Annotated in this window: 17 protein-coding genes; 5 read left to right on the top strand and 12 right to left on the bottom strand. The window is 44.1% G+C overall.

Features of this window, described 5'->3' with window-relative positions; genetic code table 11:
- Positions 1-4: 4 nt before the first annotated feature.
- Complete coding sequence (gene rpmH, locus ACHUFM_RS06225; RefSeq protein ID WP_013663328.1) at positions 5-139, bottom strand: 50S ribosomal protein L34; 135 nt, start codon at positions 137-139, stop codon at positions 5-7.
- Between the two features lie 512 nt (positions 140-651).
- On the opposite strand from rpmH, the gene dnaA reads away from it, so the two are divergent.
- The 4 genes from dnaA to gyrB all read left to right on the top strand — a co-directional run bounded on the left by dnaA (position 652) and on the right by gyrB (position 6,940).
- Entirely contained in the window at positions 652-2,199 is a 1,548-nt protein-coding gene (gene dnaA, locus ACHUFM_RS06220) for a chromosomal replication initiator protein DnaA (protein WP_394180806.1), read from the top strand.
- Positions 2,200-2,231: 32 nt separating this feature from the next.
- Positions 2,232-3,329: a DNA polymerase III subunit beta gene (gene dnaN / locus ACHUFM_RS06215; protein ID WP_063332329.1), complete on the top strand. Its 1,098-nt coding sequence runs from the start codon at positions 2,232-2,234 to the stop codon at positions 3,327-3,329.
- Between the two features lie 80 nt (positions 3,330-3,409).
- Complete coding sequence (gene recF / locus ACHUFM_RS06210; RefSeq protein ID WP_394180614.1) at positions 3,410-4,516, top strand: DNA replication/repair protein RecF; 1,107 nt, start codon at positions 3,410-3,412, stop codon at positions 4,514-4,516.
- Positions 4,517-6,940: a DNA topoisomerase (ATP-hydrolyzing) subunit B gene (gene gyrB / locus ACHUFM_RS06205; protein ID WP_063332327.1), complete on the top strand. Its 2,424-nt coding sequence runs from the start codon at positions 4,517-4,519 to the stop codon at positions 6,938-6,940.
- 96 nt (positions 6,941-7,036) lie between these two features.
- Here gyrB and ACHUFM_RS06200 read toward each other — a convergent pair whose 3' ends face one another.
- The 4 genes from ACHUFM_RS06200 to ACHUFM_RS06185 form a co-directional block, all read right to left on the bottom strand.
- Positions 7,037-7,888 (bottom strand): SDR family oxidoreductase, encoded by an 852-nt coding sequence (locus tag ACHUFM_RS06200; RefSeq protein ID WP_394180611.1) that lies wholly within the window; start codon positions 7,886-7,888, stop codon positions 7,037-7,039.
- A 178-nt stretch (positions 7,889-8,066) separates the two neighbouring features.
- A complete protein-coding gene (locus ACHUFM_RS06195; RefSeq protein ID WP_394180609.1) occupies positions 8,067-8,837 on the bottom strand; it encodes a siderophore ferric iron reductase in 771 nt (256 codons plus the stop codon).
- 16 nt (positions 8,838-8,853) lie between these two features.
- On the bottom strand, positions 8,854-10,995 hold the full coding sequence (locus tag ACHUFM_RS06190) for a TonB-dependent siderophore receptor (protein WP_394180607.1): 2,142 nt from the start codon (positions 10,993-10,995) through the stop codon (positions 8,854-8,856).
- Between the two features lie 72 nt (positions 10,996-11,067).
- The gene (locus ACHUFM_RS06185; protein ID WP_394180605.1) at positions 11,068-11,949 is read right to left on the bottom strand and encodes a helix-turn-helix domain-containing protein; all 882 of its coding nucleotides are present in this window, start codon (positions 11,947-11,949) and stop codon (positions 11,068-11,070) included.
- Positions 11,950-12,155: 206 nt separating this feature from the next.
- On the opposite strand from ACHUFM_RS06185, the gene ACHUFM_RS06180 reads away from it, so the two are divergent.
- Positions 12,156-13,280: an MFS transporter gene (locus tag ACHUFM_RS06180; RefSeq protein ID WP_394180603.1), complete on the top strand. Its 1,125-nt coding sequence runs from the start codon at positions 12,156-12,158 to the stop codon at positions 13,278-13,280.
- Between the two features lie 55 nt (positions 13,281-13,335).
- Here ACHUFM_RS06180 and gmhB read toward each other — a convergent pair whose 3' ends face one another.
- The 7 genes from gmhB to def all read right to left on the bottom strand — a co-directional run bounded on the left by gmhB (position 13,336) and on the right by def (position 20,943).
- Positions 13,336-13,893 (bottom strand): D-glycero-beta-D-manno-heptose 1,7-bisphosphate 7-phosphatase, encoded by a 558-nt coding sequence (gene gmhB, locus ACHUFM_RS06175; RefSeq protein ID WP_394180601.1) that lies wholly within the window; start codon positions 13,891-13,893, stop codon positions 13,336-13,338.
- A gap of 21 nt (positions 13,894-13,914) precedes the next feature.
- On the bottom strand, positions 13,915-14,388 hold the full coding sequence (ybaK, locus tag ACHUFM_RS06170; protein WP_394180599.1) for a Cys-tRNA(Pro) deacylase: 474 nt from the start codon (positions 14,386-14,388) through the stop codon (positions 13,915-13,917).
- Positions 14,389-14,421: 33 nt separating this feature from the next.
- Entirely contained in the window at positions 14,422-15,870 is a 1,449-nt protein-coding gene (locus ACHUFM_RS06165) for a TrkH family potassium uptake protein (protein WP_394180597.1), read from the bottom strand.
- Positions 15,871-15,969: 99 nt separating this feature from the next.
- Positions 15,970-17,343 (bottom strand): Trk system potassium transporter TrkA, encoded by a 1,374-nt coding sequence (gene trkA / locus ACHUFM_RS06160; RefSeq protein ID WP_394180595.1) that lies wholly within the window; start codon positions 17,341-17,343, stop codon positions 15,970-15,972.
- Between the two features lie 524 nt (positions 17,344-17,867).
- Complete coding sequence (gene rsmB / locus ACHUFM_RS06155) at positions 17,868-19,268, bottom strand: 16S rRNA (cytosine(967)-C(5))-methyltransferase RsmB (RefSeq protein WP_394180593.1); 1,401 nt, start codon at positions 19,266-19,268, stop codon at positions 17,868-17,870.
- Complete coding sequence (gene fmt, locus ACHUFM_RS06150) at positions 19,265-20,287, bottom strand: methionyl-tRNA formyltransferase (RefSeq protein ID WP_394180591.1); 1,023 nt, start codon at positions 20,285-20,287, stop codon at positions 19,265-19,267. The genes rsmB and fmt overlap by 4 nt, the downstream gene beginning before the upstream one ends.
- A 137-nt stretch (positions 20,288-20,424) precedes the next feature.
- Complete coding sequence (gene def, locus ACHUFM_RS06145; protein ID WP_394180589.1) at positions 20,425-20,943, bottom strand: peptide deformylase; 519 nt, start codon at positions 20,941-20,943, stop codon at positions 20,425-20,427.
- Between the last annotated feature and the right edge of the window lie 21 nt (positions 20,944-20,964).

The following is a 20,964-nucleotide window of genomic DNA, read 5'->3' as shown; positions in this document are numbered from 1 at the left end:
GTGTTTATGCGCTTAGAGCCTTACGGCCGCGAGCACGACGACGAGCGATAACTTGACGTCCGCCTTTAGTTGCCATGCGAGCACGGAAACCGTGGTTACGTTTGCGTTTCAATACGCTAGGTTGAAAAGTTCTTTTCATTTTAGTTTCTCTCACTGAAGCAGTGTTTCAGTTTTGAGGGTTAGCGATCGCCAAGCCTCAGCATTTGATTGTCAAATCAGGGCGCGGATTTTAGAGCCTTTCTATAGTAAGTTCAATGCTTTGCTGACTTTTTATTGGTAAAAATTTAACCACAAAAGCATTAAAGTGGTTATACACAGCTTAATACAAAGAAAGTGGATAAGATTTTTTTAAAAATGGAAAAATATGCACAGGAAACGGTTTTTTAATAAAAATTTGTTTATAAAACATTGCATTAAAATTTATCAGCGCTGTGAAAAAAAGCAAAACAAAGTCTTATTTTTATGTGTATAACTAGTTGTTTTATACACATTGTCTATCTTTTATCTACTGCTGTGCATAACTCTTACTGTTATTAACAAATATCCGTTTATTTGGCGGAGAGGATTTTTTTATTTAATGTGTGGATAACTCAAGTTATCCAAGGTAAAATCCGCTTCTTGTCTGTCACTCAACCAGGGAGTACGTTTACAGTGTCTTTGGAGCATTGGAATCTGTGTCTGCAACGCTTGCAGAGTGAGTTTTCCACATCTCAGTTCAACACTTGGATTCGTCCACTTGAAGCCGAAATGCTGACCGGTGGTGAGCTGTGCTTAAGTGCGCCCAATCGATTTGTGTTGGATTGGGTGAGTAACAAGTATCAAACTCGTATTAAAGAGTTATTGTCTGAATTTGCCGGAGATGATCCTGCACCAGCGTTAAGCTTGGTAGTAAAATCACCAGGTTTTGCAACGGCGTCCCCAACTCCTCCTCCACCGCCACCAGTGCATCAGAATCCGCCAGTGAATTCGTTAAATACGAAAACCGTATCTGAATCGGGTTATCGTCCGGGTTTTGGATTAATGGATGACGAAGACGCTCCCCATGCGGATTTGGAATTTGAAGCGCCTTTAACCTTATCAACCGCTGGCTTAAAGGGTGATCCAGAACCATACGAACAAGGTCAATTGCCCCTCACACCGCCAAAGCGCAAGGTGCAAGTTGAAGGTGGTATTAACCATGGCGCGAACCTCAACAATTCTTTTACCTTTGATAACTTTGTCGAGGGTAAATCTAACCAGTTAGCTCATGCAGCTGCATTACAGGTAGCGGAGAATCCAGGTGGTGCGTATAACCCACTTTTTATCTACGGCGGTGTTGGCTTAGGTAAAACCCACTTAATGCAAGCCGTGGGAACGGAATTAATGCGCCATAACCCTAACGCCAAAGTAGTTTATCTTCATTCTGAGCGTTTTGTGGCGGACATGGTTAAAGCACTACAGCTTAACGCCATTAATGACTTCAAACGTTATTACCGCTCTGTGGATGCGTTATTGATCGATGATATTCAGTTTTTTGCCGGAAAAGATCGTACCCAAGAAGAATTCTTCCATACTTTCAATGCCTTATTAGAAGGCGGTCAACAAATGATCCTGACTTGTGATCGCTACCCGAAAGAAATCCAAGGGTTAGAAGATCGTTTGAAGTCGCGATTTGGTTGGGGTCTTACGGTCGCCATCGAACCTCCGGAGTTGGAAACTCGTGTGGCGATCTTAATGCGCAAAGCGGATGAAAGCGGTATTAAGCTTTCGTATGATTCGGCCTTCTTTATTGCGCAGAAGATTCGTTCTAATGTTCGAGAATTAGAAGGTGCGTTGAAGCGTGTTATTGCCAATTCACACTTTACTGGTCGAGCCATCACACCGGATTTTGTTCGCGAGTCATTAAAAGATCTTTTGGCCTTGCAAGATAAGCTAGTGAACATTGATAATATTCAGCGCATCGTAGCAGAATATTATAAAATCAAAATCAGTGATTTATTATCGAAACGCCGTAGTCGATCTGTGGCACGTCCACGACAAGTGGCCATGTCTCTTGCGAAAGAATTAACGAATCACAGCTTGCCAGAAATTGGCGACGCCTTTGGAGGTCGAGATCATACCACGGCGTTGCATGCGATTCGGAAGATTAAAGAGTTGCAAGATACGGATTCGGATATCCGTGAAGATTACAAACAATTGATGCGAATTCTGACCACCTAATGGTCTAAGACTTTGAGTTTACGAGGAAAATAATGAAATTTTCAGTCGTCCGCGAGACACTTCTCAAACCACTTCAACTAGTGGCTGGCGTTGTAGAACGCAAACAAACCATGCCGGTATTAGCCAATGTTTTGGTGGAAGTGAAAGACCAAATATTGACGTTAACGGGCTCCGATTTGGAAGTCGAATTGGTTGGTCATGTGCCACTCGATGAGTGCGAAGAAGGTCGTATTACGGTACCTGCTCGTAAATTGATGGACATTTGCAAGAGCCTGCCAGACAGCGCTGTAATTGAATTTACTTTAGATGAGCAAAAAGCGGTGATCCGTTCTGGACGTTCACGCTTTAGTTTGTCGACTTTGCCTGCAGATGAATTTCCGAATATTCAAGATATGCAGGGTGATCTGACCGTTGCCATTGCACAGAACAGTGTGCGTCGTTTGATTGATCGCACCGGGTTTGCTATGGCGAACCAAGATGTTCGTTATTATTTGAACGGCATGTTATTGGAAGTGGCGGATGGTCAATTACGCGTGGTGGCAACAGACGGTCACCGTTTGGCGACCGCGGTGGAAGACGCTCAAGTCAGTGGTGATTTGACGCAAGTAATCGTACCGCGTAAAGGGGTATTGGAGCTCAATCGTTTGTTGAGTGACACAGATGAAAGCGTAGAGTTGACCATAGGCTCGAACCACATTCGTGCCAAAGTGGCGGATTACGTGTTCACTTCAAAACTCGTGGACGGAAAATTCCCCGACTATCATCGCGTTATTCCACGTAATAACGAAAAAATCGTCATTGCTGACCGTTTGGAATTGCGTCAGGTGTTCTTACGAGCGTCTATCCTTTCCAATGAAAAATACCGTGGTGTCCGTTTGATTCTGTCCAATGGTATGTTGCAAGTGTTCGCGAACAACCCGGAACAAGAAGAAGCGGAAGAATCTGTGTTGGTTCAATACCAAGGCGACAATATGGAAGTAGGTTTCAACGTCGGTTACTTGTTGGACGTACTGGGCGTCGTGGACTCTCAAGAAGTACGTTTGTCACTGAACGACTCTAATTCCAGTGCCTTGATTGAAGAAGCACAAAGTCATGCTGCACAATATGTTGTGATGCCAATGCGCTTGTAATGGCGTATTGAACATCTAATGTTCGCGCCCGCTTGCGTCAGTAAGCGGGTCGTTCCTCTCCTTATCAAGGTTTAACGATTATGCCGCTGGTGCGTTTGGACATTTCTCATGTTCGCAACCTTTCTAGTGTGCGTTTTGAACCTTCGCCGCAAGTGAATCTCATTGTTGGAAAAAATGGCAGTGGTAAAACCTCGGTTTTAGAAGCCATCCATTTGTTATCTTTTGGCCGTTCTTTTCGCAGCCACAAACACAAAACCTACATACAACATGAAAATGAAGCCTGCTTGATCTTCGCTCAGCTTGCGCAAGCGGATGGTCGAAATACGCGTGTGGGACTGCAACGACATCGTGATGGTCAAATTGACGTAAGAATTCAAGGGCAAAGAGCACAGTCTGTTATTGAGTTGGCTGAGCGCTTGCCAGTGCAATTAATTAACCCAGATGCGTTTCGATTATTAGAGGGTTCTCCCAGTATAAGGCGACAATTTATCGACTGGGGTGCGTTTCATTTTGATCATGAGTTTATTTCTGCTTGGCGAGGCTGGCAAAAAGCATTAAAACAGCGGAATACCTTGCTCAGACGTGGTAAAATATCGGCTAGTTTGTTATCCGCTTTCGATCAAGAATTGATCCGACTGGGAGAGCAAGTCAATCTGTCGAGAAAAAAGTACGTTGAGAAGCTGACGCCACATTTTCACCGAGTATTATCTCAGCTTACGGATGAACTTAAGGTGGATCTGAATTTTTTCCAAGGTTGGGATGCGCAAAAAACATTACAAATGGCGGTTGAAGCCGGACGTGATCGAGACATTGAGCTGGGTTACACCCATACCGGCCCACAACGAGCGGACTTACGGGTGAAAACCGCGACGGGAGATGCTTTGGATACGCTTTCTCGTGGTCAACAAAAGCTGGTGGTATCGGCGTTGAAAATTGCCCAAGGGCAGTTGTTAATTGATATGGGTCGTCCCCTTGTGTTTTTAGTGGACGATTTACCGGCTGAACTGGATAGCCAACACAGACAAAAACTGTGTCAGTTGTTGGAATCTTTGAACAGTCAAATTTTTATTACCAGTGTTGAGCCTGACACAACGGATTTTACTTGGGCCGACAGCACAGACGTTCGTCAGTTTGTTATGCAGCAAGGCGAGTTGTCATTATTGAGCAAAGGTTTGCAGGAGAGTTAAATGAGTGAAAATAATTATGATTCGTCCAGTATCAAGGTGCTCAAAGGGCTTGATGCCGTTCGTAAACGTCCCGGAATGTATATTGGTGATACGGACGATGGCACGGGCTTACACCACATGGTCTTTGAAGTGGTCGATAATTCCATCGATGAAGCTTTAGCGGGTCACTGTGACACCATTACGGTGTTGATCCATCCAGACGAATCTATCTCTGTCTCGGATAACGGTCGTGGTATTCCTGTCGACATGCACGAAGAAGAAGGTGTATCGGCAGCCGAAGTTATCATGACAGTACTGCACGCTGGCGGTAAGTTTGACGATAACTCTTACAAGGTTTCGGGCGGTCTGCATGGTGTGGGTGTTTCGGTAGTAAACGCCCTATCGGAAAGTCTGACCTTGACCATTCGCAAAAATGGCAAAATCTATGAACAGAACTATGTTCATGGTGTACCTCAAGCGCCATTAGCTATCATTGGCGATACGGATGGTGCCGGTACAACGGTTCACTTTAAACCTTCTGCAGACACCTTTAGCAACATTTTATTTGTCTACGATATTCTAGCGAAGCGTTTACGAGAATTGTCTTTCTTGAACTCTGGTGTGGCGATTCACTTAAAAGATGAACGCAGTGGTAAAGAAGAATTCTTTAATTATGAAGGTGGCTTACGTTCTTTCGTTGAGCATTTGAACACCAACAAAACACCGATAAACGACATTTTCCACTTTATTTGTCAACGTGATGACCTAGAAGACGGTATCGCAGTGGAAGTGGCGTTACAGTGGAACGAAGGTTTCCAGGAAAACATCTACTGTTACACCAATAACATTCCACAACGCGACGGTGGTACTCACCTTGCTGGTTTCCGTGGCGCTTTGACTCGTACTTTGAACAACTTCATTGAGTCAGAAGGCTTAGCGAAGAAACAAAAAGTAGCGACAACAGGTGATGACTCCCGTGAAGGTTTGACCGCCATCGTGTCGGTGAAAGTACCGGATCCTAAGTTCTCCTCGCAAACCAAAGATAAATTGGTGTCTTCTGAGGTAAAAACCGCGGTTGAGCAAGAAATGGCAAAACGTTTCGCTGAATACCTGCTGGAAAAACCAACGGAAGCCAAAATCATTGTTAACAAGATGATTGATGCGGCGCGTGCTCGTGAAGCGGCGCGTCGTGCTCGTGATATGACTCGCCGTAAAGGTGCATTGGACATTGCTGGTTTGCCAGGTAAATTGGCAGATTGCCAAGAGAAAGACCCAGCTCTGTCTGAAATCTACCTAGTGGAGGGTGACTCTGCGGGTGGTTCTGCTAAGCAAGGTCGTGATCGTCGTACCCAAGCCATTTTGCCGCTCAAAGGTAAGATCTTGAACGTGGAAAAAGCCCGTTTTGACAAAATGCTGTCATCGGCGGAAGTTGGCACACTGATTACTGCATTGGGTTGTGGTATTGGTCGTGACGAGTTTAACGCCGATAAATTACGTTATCACAGCATCGTCATCATGACGGATGCGGACGTGGATGGTTCTCACATTCGAACCTTGCTACTGACTTTCTTCTTCCGTCAAATGCCTGAAATCATCGAACGAGGTCATATCTTCATTGCCCAACCACCTCTGTTTAAGATTAAACGTGGTAAGCAAGAGCAGTACATCAAAGATGAAGCCGCGCTTGATCAGCATTTGATTGAAGTGGCGTTGGACGGTGCTCATATGCACGTTAATGCAGACGCTCCGGGCATTCAAGGTGAGCCTTTGGCGAAGCTGGTGCGTGACTACATCCATATTGAAGAAGACGTTGATCGTTTGGCTCGTGTGTATCCTAAAGATGTCATGGGTAAACTTCTGTACTGTAAAGAATTGACTCAAGAGCACCTGAAAGACGAAGCAGCGGTGTCTGCTTGGGTGGAAGAAATTCGACTGCAAATGCCACAAGATGCGCGTACTGGCTTCCGTTTTGACTTTGCTGTTGAAAAAGATGAAGAACGCAGCCTTTACTTACCTGTTGTCGACATCATGTCTCACGGTGTATCGAATCGTTACCGTTTTGAAGCGGCTTTCTTTAATTCGCCTGAATACAAGCGCATTGTGGCCATGTCAGAAACCATTGCCGAGTTGTTTGGTGAAGAGTCTTACATCCAGCGTGGTGAACGCCGTCAGCCAGTCACTCAAATTGAAGAAATGAAAGCTTGGTTGATGAAAGAAGCCTCCCGTGGCATGACCATTCAACGTTATAAAGGTTTGGGAGAGATGAACCCAGATCAGCTATGGGAAACCACCATGGATCCTGATGCTCGCCGTATGTTGCGTGTGACTATAGACGATGCTGTGGCTGCGGATCAAATGTTCACGACCTTGATGGGTGATGAAGTGGAACCACGTCGTAACTTCATTCAAGACAATGCGCTTACCGTGGCTAACCTAGACGTGTAAGCCGTCTTTATAGCGATAAAACAATAAAGGCTAGACACACTGTCTAGCCTTTTTTTATGCCTAAAAAAGCTTACCTGCATAGATAGGCTGAATTTATTAGAGAGCGGCTTTGATACTGTCTTTGATTGACGTGGTTGGACGGCCAATCAAAGTACTTAGGTCTTTGCTGTCACTGAACAGCCCGCCCTTTGATGCACCCACATCGGAATTTGCCAATAAGCCAGCAAAAGCCTCTGGCAAGCCTACGCCAACCAGAACCTTAGTGTATTCTTCAACAGGCAAATCTTGATACACCACGCTTTTACCTGTCACTTCACTAATTGCGGCAGCGTACTCTGCTAGTGTAAAGGCGTCATCACCTGCCAATTCGTAAGTTTTGCCTGCTTGGTTGTCTGAGGTGATGACGATTGCAGCGGCTTCAGCATAATCTTGGCGTGCGGCTGTTGAGTATTTACCTTGTCCTGCGCTGCCGAGTACGGCACCATGTTCTAGCGCCATCGCTACGGAAGCCGTATAGTTTTCTGAGTACCAGCCATTACGAAGCATAACGAATGGGACACCGGATGCCACCAAAGCTTGTTCCGTTTGTACATGTTCTTCGGCTAAGGCCAATGGTGATTCTTGGGCGCGAATTATGCTGGTGTAAGCCAATAGTTCAACGTGAGCTTGCTTTGCCGCGTCAATCACATTTTTATGCTGAGGAAAGCGTTGGCCTATTTCACTTGAAGACACTAGTACCACGCGTTTAACGCCTTCGAACGCTGCGTTTAATGACGCTGGATCTGAATAATCTGCCTTACGAACGACCACACCTTGCTCAGCAAGCGTTTGTGCTTTTTCTGGAGAACGGACAGCTACCACGATTTGGTTGGCAGGTGTGCCACGTTTGATCAGATTGTTAACAATTAGGTTACCGAGTTGACCTGTTGCACCTGTGACTAAAATCATAATGTATCTCCTATTGAGTCATTTTTTAAACTTGATACAGAGCAGAATACATCACTAACAAACTTTTAGTAAGTACATACTAAAAGGTAAGTATTAGATTTATCATAATTATTTAATAAAATGATTCAAAGATGAGGTTTTTATATTATTAAGTAAGTACTCACTTATTTATTGGTACTTATAAAACCTTATTTTTCTTTGGCTTATTGGTTTTAGGACAAGAAGCACAGAAGTTACCCTCTTCTCTGCGAAAATGTAAACAACAGGTTTGCCTCACAAATTGAGGTCCTTGGCTTGTTTGATCGACTTGTAATCGCTGTAAGGCTTTCGTTGGTAGGGCTAAAACGTCTGCCCAGAGAAGAAATTCTGCTGTTAAATTGAAGTGATGGTGATTCTGTTGATCTTGTTGCTGCACATAACTCTGCAGATACAGCATGGTTTCAATCAGTTGATCAGCCAATAAGGCTTGATAAAGGATTGGACGACCACCCTGCTGGGCAATCAACTCTGACTGATAGGATTGGAATAATCTATGTAAGCCCTGACCTAGATGTTCAATCAATGCCTTATGTGAGCTTTGGTCGAGCCATTGATCGTCTGCCAGTTGATAACCGCAAACCATTTCCCCCACTTGTTTTTGTTTGATAGTGGCGATGTTACTTGGCACGGCGCGTAAGTGATAAACGCAGATTAGGGCCAAATAAATGGGTTGCCAGCAGAGTAATCCCCAGCTGCGAATACGCCAATAAGGCGCACCCGTTTCCGGATGCGCCTTATTGATCGTGTGATGAAGAGAAGCAATGAGTTCTGCCACGTCAGGCCAAGACTCGGGGGAATCCGATCGCGTCTTGGCTGCTTCTAGATGATGCGTTTGGCTAGGTCGTTGACCATCCAATACGGGAATCAAATGTCGAGCAGTGTGAAATAACTCATCTAGATAAGACTCCATCTAGTTTTTAACCTCATTAAAATTCATAACGCCCTGTTAGTTCAAAAGAACGGTCTGCTCCGAACCAGCAATTTGTTGTGCTGTAGCAACTGAAGTAGGTTTCATCAAGCAGATTTGAAATAGCCAATTGAATGCTTGCTCCTTTCCAGCTAGGTGACAGTTGCGCTAGATCATAGCCTACCGAAACATCCACAAGAGTATAGGATGGCATAGTATCTGAATTTGCAGCATCCATTTGCATATCGCCGACATAACGAATGCCTGCTCCTAAATTTGTTCCTACCAGTTTCCCGGACGTCGGTTTGTAAGACAGCCAAGTACTGACTTGTTTTTCGGGGATACGAATCGGTGTGTTACCTTGAAGACCGGAATTATCTTTAATGATTTCAACATCTTGTATATTAGCGGCGACTGATAGTTTGATTTCTTCTGTTAGAGCTTTATGGACTTCCAATTCAATACCGCGAGAACGAATTTCGCCTACTTGTATTTTGCGATAAACATCATCAGGATCCGTCGTTAGAATATCGTTTTTGGTGATCTCGTAGATAGCTAAGCTGGCATTGAAATCATTTGCGTTGTATTTCAAGCCCGTTTCCCATTGTGACGATGTTGTTGGGTCATAGTCCTTTCCAGAATTCCGAGTATCAATAATTGGCTCGAAACTTTGTGAGTAGCTGATAAAAGGGGATACACCGTTTTCGAATTCATACAATGCGCCTAGACGACCACTAAAATGAGTTTGGTCTATCTCTTTTGTTGCTGGACTTCCATAGTTATAACCGCTCTCTTCATACTTGTATTGATCATAACGACCACCAGCAATCAAAATGAGTTGATCAAAGCGCATTTGGTCTTGTAGATATAAACCTAATTGCGAGCTTTCGTAGTCATGATCACTATAATCAACAAAAGTTAAGTCGTTTGCCGTAAATTGATTATTGTCCGGGTTATATAGATCAATTGTTGGTACTGTTGTTGAATCGTACTGGTATTTAAAGTTTGACTTGGTTTGTAAGTAGTCAACACCTAAAAGAACATTATGTTCTACATTTCCTATGTCAAAGACACCAGAAAATTGGTTATCAATACTGATACTCTCAGACTCTTCATCCGTTATATAAGCGGTACGATTGGCTGTACGGTTATCTGACTGTAGACCTGTTGCATAGGCCATTTCTTGGTAAGATTCCGCAGTGGTAAAACGAGCATTTTGTAAAAAGCTCCAAGTGTCATTGATTTTATGATCAATCTTATAGCCTAAAATCAAAAACTCTCTATCGAACGTATTGAAATTTACATCACCTAGAAAAGTGTCGGAGTCCACTTTCCCATATTCATTATCGTAAATGCTTCCTACACCAGGTAGTACGCCAAAAGTGCCCATACTTGGGTCCTTTTGATAATACATATTGAGATTTACAAGCGTATCTTCACTGACCTTAATGTCTAATGAAGGTGCAATCATAATACGTTCTTCTGTAGTCGTGTTTGCTTGACCATCTTTATCACGGACAAGACCGATTAATCGATAATTAACGTCATCATTGATGGCTCCAGTTGAATCAAATGACGCTTCTTTTTTATTGTCACTACCGACTGATACTTCAATAGAGTTTTGGCTGATAGCTTGAGGGGTTTTGCTGATCATATTGACCATACCACCAGGAGGCATGCTGCCATACAAGGTAGAAGCTGGTCCTTTAAAGACTTCAATTTGGCTTACGGCACTGGCATCAATTTGGGCTTGTAAATTATTGCCGTTAGATAACAAAGGCAAACCATCGTAGTAAACTAAGGTGTTATCAAAACCACGAATGTTAAACAAATCTAAGCGTGTGATTGAGCCACCACGCAGTTCACTGTGAACGCCTGCTGTATATCGTACTGCTTCCGATAAGCTTTCTACCCCACGCTCTTCAAGTGTTTCTGATTCTATAATGCTGATGGCTTGTGGTGTTTCTTCTGTATCCAATTGGGTTTTGGTGGCCGTGTTACGATAGGTTTGGCCTTTTACTTCAATGGTGCTTAGGTCATTGGTATCGATGGTATCTTCCGCGATGGCTTGACCTGTCGCAACGGCGATTGCTAAGGCGATCAAAGTAGGTCGAAATGACTGAGTCGATTTCATTGTTGCTCCGAGAATAATGTTAGTCATGAGAATGACTCTCATTCTATTGATATCACCTTTGGAAAACTTAACGATTTGGTGCAAGTTATGACTCTTACCTTACTTTCTCTGTGTAATCGGTAGCCAATATTCCATATAACTGCTTGGATCGGCAGGATCATAGTGGGATTGATACATTTCCAGTTCAAAACCAGACACGCCGTTGTAATCAGAATCCGGTAGCCAATAAAACAGAAACCAGCGAACCGCTTCTTCAATGGCTTGAACCTTACCGTGAACGGGAATAACGGCGTATTCCTGAGCGGGCACGGTCAGTGTTGGGTAATTGTCAGGCAGCATGGTTTGTTCTGCATAGCTGGCCCAATAATGCATTTGTTCAGGGTGTTTGGCACAAAATTGCGTATCAATGACGCCAATTGGCTGTCCTTTTGAATTATCATCAGCTACTTCACTGTCGACTTTGCGCCATAATTCCCTGACCTTATGTTGAAAGTCTGGCTGGTTTGAAAAAGGTCCATAGATCCAATCAGATTGCGCCTTCAGTTGAAAAGCATCGCGGTTTTCGATGCGAATTTGGGTAAAGGCTTTTGGCGCTTCGACTCTATGATTAGCTTGTCGATATTGTAATGGAGTGCGTAAACCTTGGCGTATGCCGCGCTGACGATAGTCTCTTGGTGTGGTGTGGAACATTTGCTTAAAGGCGCGGGAAAAACTGATTTCCGAATCAAACCCACATTGCATCGCAATGTCTAAATGTCGTTGCTGGCTGGACAGAAGCAGTTCTGCAGCATGGCTAAGTCTTAGCTCTCGAGTGTACTGTGCCACCGTTAGTCCAGTGGCTTCACCAAAGACGCGTTGAAACTGCCAGCGTGACCAACAGCTTTTCTCGGCTAATTCGGCCACATGGATGGTTTCATCTAAATGGTCATGGATATAGTCGAGCACCTTTTCAATGCGATTCAACTTGTCTTGGTTTGTCATATGGGTATCTGGCACAACATCAAATAATAACTATTATCATCTAATTAAACGGCGCTGCCAATGACCTATGTTCAGTTGTTTAAAGTGTTTTGAAAAGCCCTAGGATTTAATCAGCTTGCATGATTAAATCCTGCAGATTGTGAACAATAATAACCTCATGTGAGTCATTGAAAGACGAGCAGATGAATACTTTTGGATGAGCAACGATGAAAGAACTTTCCCGTACAAGCTTGTATTGTGCAATGTTTATAGCGATTGGTGCCGTTGCCGGTTTGCTGGGGCCGAGCTTAATTTATTTAGCTGATCTGATTGATGCCTCGGTTGCAGAGATCTCTGTTGTGTTTACAGCACGCGCTATCGGCAATATTCTCGGCGCTTTGTTGGCGGGACGCATGTACGAACGCTGGCAAGGACATCATTACATCATGCTTATGTTGGGCATTATGATTGTCGCCTTGGTGTTGGTGCCCTTCTCAACCAGTTTAACAATGTTGATGGTGTTGTTCTTTTTGCTGGGCGCCACGGAAGTATCGGCTAACGCAGGCGGTAACATGATGATGATCTGGCTGCATAAGGAAAAAGTCGGTTCTTATGTGACGGTATTGCACCTTTGCCACAGTGCCGGCTCCATGTTAGCACCATTGATTTTGGTGTTTTCTGGATGGTTAGGACAAGATTACGGTGCGGGTTATTGGTTAGTTGCTATCTATGCTGTCTTCTTACCTTTGTTGTTATGGCGACAGCCTAGTCCAACGTTTGAAGCCAGAGCGCAAGAAGTAGTGCCAGAGACGAAACAGAAAGCCACTTTTTTGGCCTTTGTGACGGTGATTTTCCTCTATGTTGGTTTTGAAATTACCATTGCTGGCTGGATTAGTACCTATGCTGTGTTGTCTGGCGTAGAACAAAATGCGGCGGCCATTCTGGTTACCTGGTTCTTCGTCAGTATCTCTATTGGTCGTTTGGTCTCTGTCCCCTTATTGCGTTTTATCACCCCTCAACAAGGAGTGAACTTGCATTTGTGCATAGCAGTTTCTGGGGTCTTAGTCATGATGCTGACGGATGCTTCATTCGTGCTGGTGGCATTGTGGTTGGGACTGGGGTGTTCTGCTTTCTTTCCTATGGTGTTTTCATATGCCAATAGCATCATGGCGTTAAATGGTAAACGCACGGCCTTTGTGTTTGTGTGTTGTGGTTTAGGCGCCTTAGTCGCGCCAACGTTAACAGGCCCAATCATTGAACTGTTTAGTGTTGATGCTTTTCCCTATTTACTGGCGTGTTTGATCAGTATGATTGCTTTGAGTTGGTATCGTTTATCCAGAATGACAAGATAATGATTAAATCAGCCAGTATGTAAGTGCTTACATACTGGCTTTGTTGTTGTATTAATTAGTTGTATTTATGCAGTAGCGCAATGCTAAAGGCGGCTAAGTCTGTGTAAACTTCAAACGCAAAAGGAATGTCCTTGTACTGAGTTTGACGACCTTTTCCGGTTAGTACTAATACTGGCTGACAACCTCTGGCATGTCCTGCTTGTAAATCTCGTAATGAGTCCCCTACCATGACAGCTGGGATGTTGTTGAAGCTAACACCTAACTGAGCTTCTATCTTTTCGATCATGCCGCTTTTAGGCTTACGGCACAAGCAGTTGTCGTCTGGCCCATGGGGACAATACTCAATGCCTTGAATCGTCCCGCCTTCTGCAGCAATTAAGCTGGCCATTTTATTATGCATGGCTTGCAGAGTGGCTTCGTCATAGTAGCCTCGAGCGATGCCTGATTGATTGGTCACAACAAAAATTTGAAATCCTGCTTTTGATAACGCTGCGATGGATTTGATACTGCCTGGAATAGGCTGCCATTCGTCCACGGATTTTACATAGGCATCGGAGTCTTGGTTGATGACGCCGTCTCTATCTAACAGGATGATGGGTTTGATTTGTGGCATGAGTCTTCTCTTGCTAATGTTTTATGTGTTTTGCGCAATGTTGTCAAAGCGAGTCTGGCGGCATAGCTGACTAAGGTCATGCGGTGCTATCCCTATGTCCAGTCCTCTTTGTCCGCCACTCACATACACCTTAGGGTAAGCTTGAGCGGATTCATCGACACAGGTAATCAGTGCTTTCTTTTGTCCTATTGGGCTGATACCACCCACTAAGTAGCCTGTTATGCGTTCCGCTTCTTTGGCGTCAGCCATACGCAGTTTCTTAACGCCAAAGACACTGGCAGCGCGCTTTAAATTGAGTTGCCCTGTTACGGGAACAATGGCGACGAAAAATTGCTTTTCATCAGTAACCAATAACGTTTTGAACACGGTCGCTGGCGCTAAGTTAAGTTTGCTCGCGGCTTCTTCGCCAAAATTTTGGCAATGTGTATCATGTTGGTATTCATGCAATGTAAAAGAGATTTTGTGTTTTTTTAGCTGATCGATGGCGGGTGTCATGTCTGAGTCATCCTAATTGAATTCATCAAGTCACTATTTCTGCCAGAACATTGGCGTGAATAATACCAGTAAGGTAAAGACTTCCAAGCGGCCAAGCAGCATAGCAAAACACAACATCCATTTAGCTGGGTCGCCAATGCTGGTAAAGCTGCTGGCCACTTCGCCCAGTCCGGGACCTAGGTTATTTAAGGTGGCAGCCACGGCCGACCAAGCGGTTACTTGGTCCAAGCCCGTCGCCATTAGGCCTATCATCAAGATGACGTAAACCAATAAGTAAGCTGAGAAGAAACCCCATACTGCAGATACCACACGCTCTTGTACGGCTTTACCGCCCACCTTAACGGGAATCACTGCGTTAGGGTGGATTAAGCGTTGGATTTCACGTATGCCTTGTTTGAGGATCAATAGAATACGAATGACCTTCATACCACCACCGGTTGAGCTGGCGCAGCCACCAACAAACGAGGTCACGATAAGCAAGAAAGGCAAGAAATGCGGCCAAGTGGAAAAGTCTGAGGTACCGAAGCCCGATGTCGTCGCAATGGACACACTTTCAAACAAGGCATAACGCAATGAAGTAGTCCAATCAAAGGTAGCTGTCATGGCCAACACCAAGGTAGACAGTATCACGGTACTGCACAAGATGAGCAGGAAGAAGCGTGCCTCAGGATCTTTGAAGTAATGCCATACGCTTTTGTGTCGCCAAGCATAAAAGTGCAACGCAAAATTAAAGGCTGATACGATCATAAAGAAGGTACAAATCAGCTCGATGGCGACACTGTTGAAGTAACCGATACTGGCATCATGGGTTGAGAAACCGCCGATTGCCACGGTAGAAAAACTATGGCAAATAGCATCGAACAAACTCATGCCTGCAATCCAATAACCCAAAGCACAAACGGACGTTAACGTCGCGTAAATATACCATAAGGCTTTTGCTGTCTCTGCGATTCGCGGCGTGAGCTTAGTGTCTTTAACAGGCCCTGGGGTTTCCGCTCGATATAACTGCATACCACCAATGCCGAGCATTGGCATAATGGCGACTGCGAGAACGATGATACCCATGCCGCCTAACCAAGTAAGTAACTGACGATAAAACAGAATGGATTTGGGTAACACATCGATGCCCGTCAGAATGGTGGCACCGGTTGTGGTCAAACCAGATATGGATTCAAATAAGGCATCGGTAAAGGTTAAGTCTGGTGTTTCGGCAAGAAAGAAAGGTACAGAACCGAATAATCCCAATACCGACCAGAATAAGACGGTTACTAAGAAGCCATCACGAATTTTTAATTCCCCTCTTTCTTTGCGTACAGGGAACCAAAGCATAAAGCCGCCCATTAGGTTGATCCCCAATGCATACAAAAAGGCAGATAAAACGCCGTCGTCGTAAATAAGAGACACAATAATGGGTGGTATCAGCGACACACTGAACACCATGACCAATAATCCGATGACCCGTAAGATGACCTTAAAATGCATATCTATGTCCTAACATTCGGCTACTGGCTGAGATGCTAGTGCCGAACAATCGCTGTAATCTGGTGTTAATCTCAATAACTTTCATTTAACAGACCGTCATCAAAAGAAGGTCAATCCTACTTGGAAGAGTTGCTCAACCGCTGGTATCTGTTTTTTGTTTGTTACAAAGATAATGACGTGATCTTCTGCCTGAATCACCAATTCACTGGTGGCGACCATGACATCATCACCGCGTACGATTGCTCCAATGGTGGCCCCTTCAGGAAGATTGATATTAGCGATACTACGCCCGACCACTTTTGATGAACGATGGTCACCATGGGCCACGGCTTCTAGAGCTTCCGCAGCACCTTTACGCATAGAGTGAACATTCACCACATCACCACGACGAATATAACTTAACAACGAGCTAATGGTGGTGTGTTGTGGTGAGATGGCAATGTCGATCATGCCCTCTTGTACTATATCTACGTAGGCCGGGTTATTAATAATGGTCATGACAGTACGAACGCCCAACACTTTGGCCAACATAGAAGACATGATGTTGGCCTCATCGTTATTTGTCAGTGCGCAGAACACATCGGTGGATTCGATATTCTCTTCCAGTAACAATTCTTGTTTGGATGCATCTCCATTGAGTACTATCGTGTTGTCGAGAGTCTCCGATAGATAACGACAACGTTCTACATCGCGTTCAATAATTTTGACGCGATATTCTTTCTCCAAACTCTGTGCCAAACGTTCACCTATGTTACCGCCACCGGCAATAATGATGCGACGATAAGGTGTGTCCAATGGACGTAACTCACTCATGACATCCAGTACATCCCGTTGAGCGGTCAAAAAGAACACTTCATCATTTGCTCGAATATACGTATTGCCATCTGGTGAAATGGATTTTCCGTCACGATAAATGGCTGCGATTCGAGTTTGAATAGAAGGCATATGCTCTTTCAAATAGCTGATAGGCTGATCAATCAGAGGACCACCCTTTTCGGCTTTGACCACCACTAGTTGTACTTTGCCTTCAGCAAATTCCATTACCTGTAAAGCACCCGGGTAACGAATTAATCGGCTCAAATGCTTAGTCACTTCTTTTTCAGGACTGATGCGTACGTCCATTGGCAAAGCTTGATCGCTGAATAACTCGGGGTAGTTTGAATAAGCACTGGATCGAACCCGACCAATTTTGGTTGGTGTTTTAAACAGAGTGTGGGCAACCTGACAAGCCACCATATTAGTTTCATCTTGGTTACTAACAGCGATCAACATGTCTGCATCATTACAGCCTGCTTGATGAAGCACATCTGGGTGTGCCCCACTGCCTTCTACCGTTTGGATGTCGAGTCTGTCCTGCAGTTCTCTAAGGCGATTTAAATCGGTATCAATGACCGTAATGTCGTTATCTTCGCTTGCTAGATTCTCAGCCAGAGTCGCGCCAACCTGACCGGCTCCAATAATGATGATTTTCATACTTCGCCTTAGCAGAGCCTATCGATCGCCCTACTGTTTCTTGTTCAATTCAGTTTTATTAAGGTTGACTCGAACTTGTCCGAGAGTTTCGTTGTTAGACCATCAGAACGCCATTGACCTGCCTTACTCATCACTTGCTCTCTAGTACTACTTATTATTAACAAGTAAGTTTGAGATAATCGGCCTATTGCCCACGGCAAGTATAAGCTCATTGTCTAATGGGTAAAGTCTACCTACATAAGCAAGATTATTTAACTTGATCTGCCAAAATACTGATAATTATTTTTAGAGATCAATTATTTTCATTATAGAGGGGATTAATTCGCTTTGTTTAAAGTGATTTGAATCTGTTTCCATGAATATAAAAAACCTCTTAACTGTGTTTCACATGAAACACAGAGTCTCATGGAGTGAGGTTAAGAGGCTTTTTAAGTTACGATTTGCTGTTGATCGCTTTGTGTTTATAACCAACTCTAGGAAAGACTGAAGTTAAAAAATCGTATTTCTGCTTTCCTTAGCTCGTCTTAAGCGGACTTCTGTAGTAAGCAATAATAGAAACCATCGTTTCCATTTAGAGTCGGAAATAATTGCTTACCATGACTGACATCCCGCCCCCAATTGAGAGCTAAGTCTGCATTCAAATGATCTAAAGCCACTTCCTTAGCATCTACGTGTTCAGACAAAAATGCCGCTATTTGTTGTTCATTTTCTTCTGGCATTAAAGAGCACGTTGCGTAGAGCAAATGGCCTTTCGGCTTTAGTGTCGCCCATATCTCACTAAGAATGTTTTTCTGTATGTGTGTCAGCTCTTCAATGTCCGTAGGTTTACGATTGAGTTTAATATCTGGGTTGCGGCGAATAACCCCTGTAGCGGAACAAGGCACATCGAGAAGGATTTTGTCGTAGACTTGATTGTCCCACCAAGCGGTGACTTTGGAAGCGTCTGCACAAAGTAACTCGGCAGAATAACCAAGACGCTCTAGATTGGATTCGATCTTCTCAAGACGCCACTCTTCTAACTCAATGGCCGTTAGAGAGGGAAATTGACAGCTGCTCTTTTGATCTGCCATTTGACTGCTGGTCTTTTCACTTTGAGAAAAACTCATGCATTCTAGCAAGTGACCTGTTTTGCCTCCTGGTGCAGCGCAAGCATCAAGTAACCTTTCGCCCATGGTCGGCTTTAATATCTCACCAGCCAATTGCGCAGACTCATCTTGTACGCTGCAGAGGCCATCTTCAAAACCTGGTAATTGATTTACAGATACGGCTTTAGTTAGGTACAAAGAAGCTTTTGATAAACGACCAATTTTTGTTTCTATACCTAATTCACTTAATGTCGACTGGTATGTTTCACGTGAAACTCTATCCAGATTAACTCGAATGCACATTGGCGGATGAGCATTGCTGGCTTCAATTATCTGCTCAAAGTTTTCCGACCAATGTTTTTTATAACGCTTAACGAGCCATTTGGGGTGATTGAATTCAATCGAAGGCATTTGCTTAAGGTTATCGATAATCTCAATTTCTTCTCGTTGATAACGCCGTAAGACGGCATTAATGAGTTTGGTTGCCCAGTCCTTGTTAAGTTCTCGACAGGCCTCGACAGACTCATTTACTGCAGCATGATCTGGCGTTTTCATGTAGGACAATTGATATAGACCTAAAAGAAGGATCGTATAAAGATCTGTATCCTTCTCTTCAAAAGGATGCGCTAACAAGCTCAGAGCTATGCTGTTAAGTTTTGGGTATTGGCGACAAACGCCAAAGCAAAACTCTTTTAGCAGGGCTTGTTGGTCTGCGGCCAGCTGTCCCTGTAATCGGTTTAGCTGTGTGCTTAGGGAGCCCTGTTGAAGCAAGACATTGGTTAACACTTGTATCGCGACTTGGCGAGGAGTTTGTGTTGAGACTTGTTCTATTTGACTCATGATTGCGCTGCCTGTTCAGTGGAGCTGAATTGCTTACCAACCTCTATTGCGGTTTTGTGTTTGCCGTTTAGAGCATCTTGTACCTTCATGCGTTTACCTCCAGCAAACTGCAATTCAGTAATCAGTAATGCGCTGCCTTCACCAGTGCTAACAAGGACACCACTCTTATCGCTTTTCAGGATAGTGCCAGCAGTAAGTTGCTCTGTATTGGAGGTTAACATTGCGGACACTGACGATGAATTTAAGCTGCTTGCAGCATGAATTTTCATACTGCCCACTTGGCTATAAGTATAGGCTGCTGGCCAAGGTGACAATGCCCTTACTTGACGTGCAAGCAACACAGAAGTTTGAGACCAGTCAAGATTACCTTCTTGCTTGGTGAGTTTAGCCGCATAACACGTGCTGGCTTCGTCTTGGGGTTCAGGGGTTATCTCAGACACTTTCAGCCTTTCTAAGGCGTCAATCAGTGCCGTTCCCCCTAACGTGGCTAATCTATCATGCAGTGAAGCATAGGTTTCCGTAGTGCCAATTTCACATTCTGCTTTTAGCAGCATGTCGCCGGTATCGAGTCCAACGTCCATTTGCATAATGGTAATTCCTGTTAACTCATCTCCTGCGATAATAGCGCGATGAATTGGAGCTGCCCCACGCCAACGAGGCAGCAAGGAAGCGTGTACATTGATGCAACCCATTTTCGGTGTCTCTAGAATGTCCTTTGGCAAAATGATGCCATACGCGGCCACAATCATGATATCGGCATTTAGCTCAGCCAACTGCTTTTTATCGTCTTCTTGTTTGAAGTTAATGGGCTGGTAAACCGGGATGTTATGCTGAACCGCCAATTGCTTCACTGGGCTTTGCACCAGTTTCTGTCCTCGACCTGCAGGGCGATCTGGTTGGGTGTAAACACCCACTAACTCATATTGGTTCTGGTCTTTATGCGCAATCAAAGCCTGTAAACTGGCCGCTGCAAAATCGGGTGTTCCAGCAAAAACAATGCGAAGTTGTGAAGATGTCATGTGGATTCCTTAACGAAAAAATCAGGCCAGAGGCCTGATTTTGATAACGATTTACCGTGAAAATAATGCTCACGAAGTTCAAATGCTCTTTCTGTTTTCTATGTCGCAGGATAATAACTGGACGACAATGAATTTTGCTATTTTGCGTTTTTCTGAGCGAGTTTATGGGCTTTCTCGAGCTTGCTTTTAATGCGATTACGCTTAAGTGGCGATAAGTAATCAACAAACAATTTTCCATCTAGGTGGTCAATTTCGTGTTGTACACATACGGCCATAAGCTCATCAACATCCATTTCAAATGGTTTGCCATGTCGATCTAAGGCTTTCACTTTGACTCTTGCGGCACGATACAGGTGTTCATAAAAACCTGGAACGGATAAGCAACCCTCTTGAAATTCATTTGGCTCATCATCTAAAACATCAAATTCAGGATTGATAAAAATGATGGGTTGATTTCGTTCTTCAGAGTGATCCATCACAACCACTCGATAATGATAGTCTACTTGAGTCGCCGCTAAACCAACGCCATTTTCATCATACATGGTGTCTAACATGTCATCGATTTTAGTTTGCAACTCATCCGTAAAATCGCTAACAGGTTCCGCTACTTTGCGTAAGCGTGGGTCTGGGTATTCAAGTACAGGTAAAACCGCCATGATGTATTCCAATAATCTCTT

This window comes from Marinomonas posidonica (assembly GCF_043643765.1).
Classification (GTDB): domain Bacteria; phylum Pseudomonadota; class Gammaproteobacteria; order Pseudomonadales; family Marinomonadaceae; genus Marinomonas; species Marinomonas posidonica_A.
The sequence above is the reverse complement of the archived record's forward strand: the minus strand, read 5'-3'. Positions and strand labels throughout refer to the sequence as shown.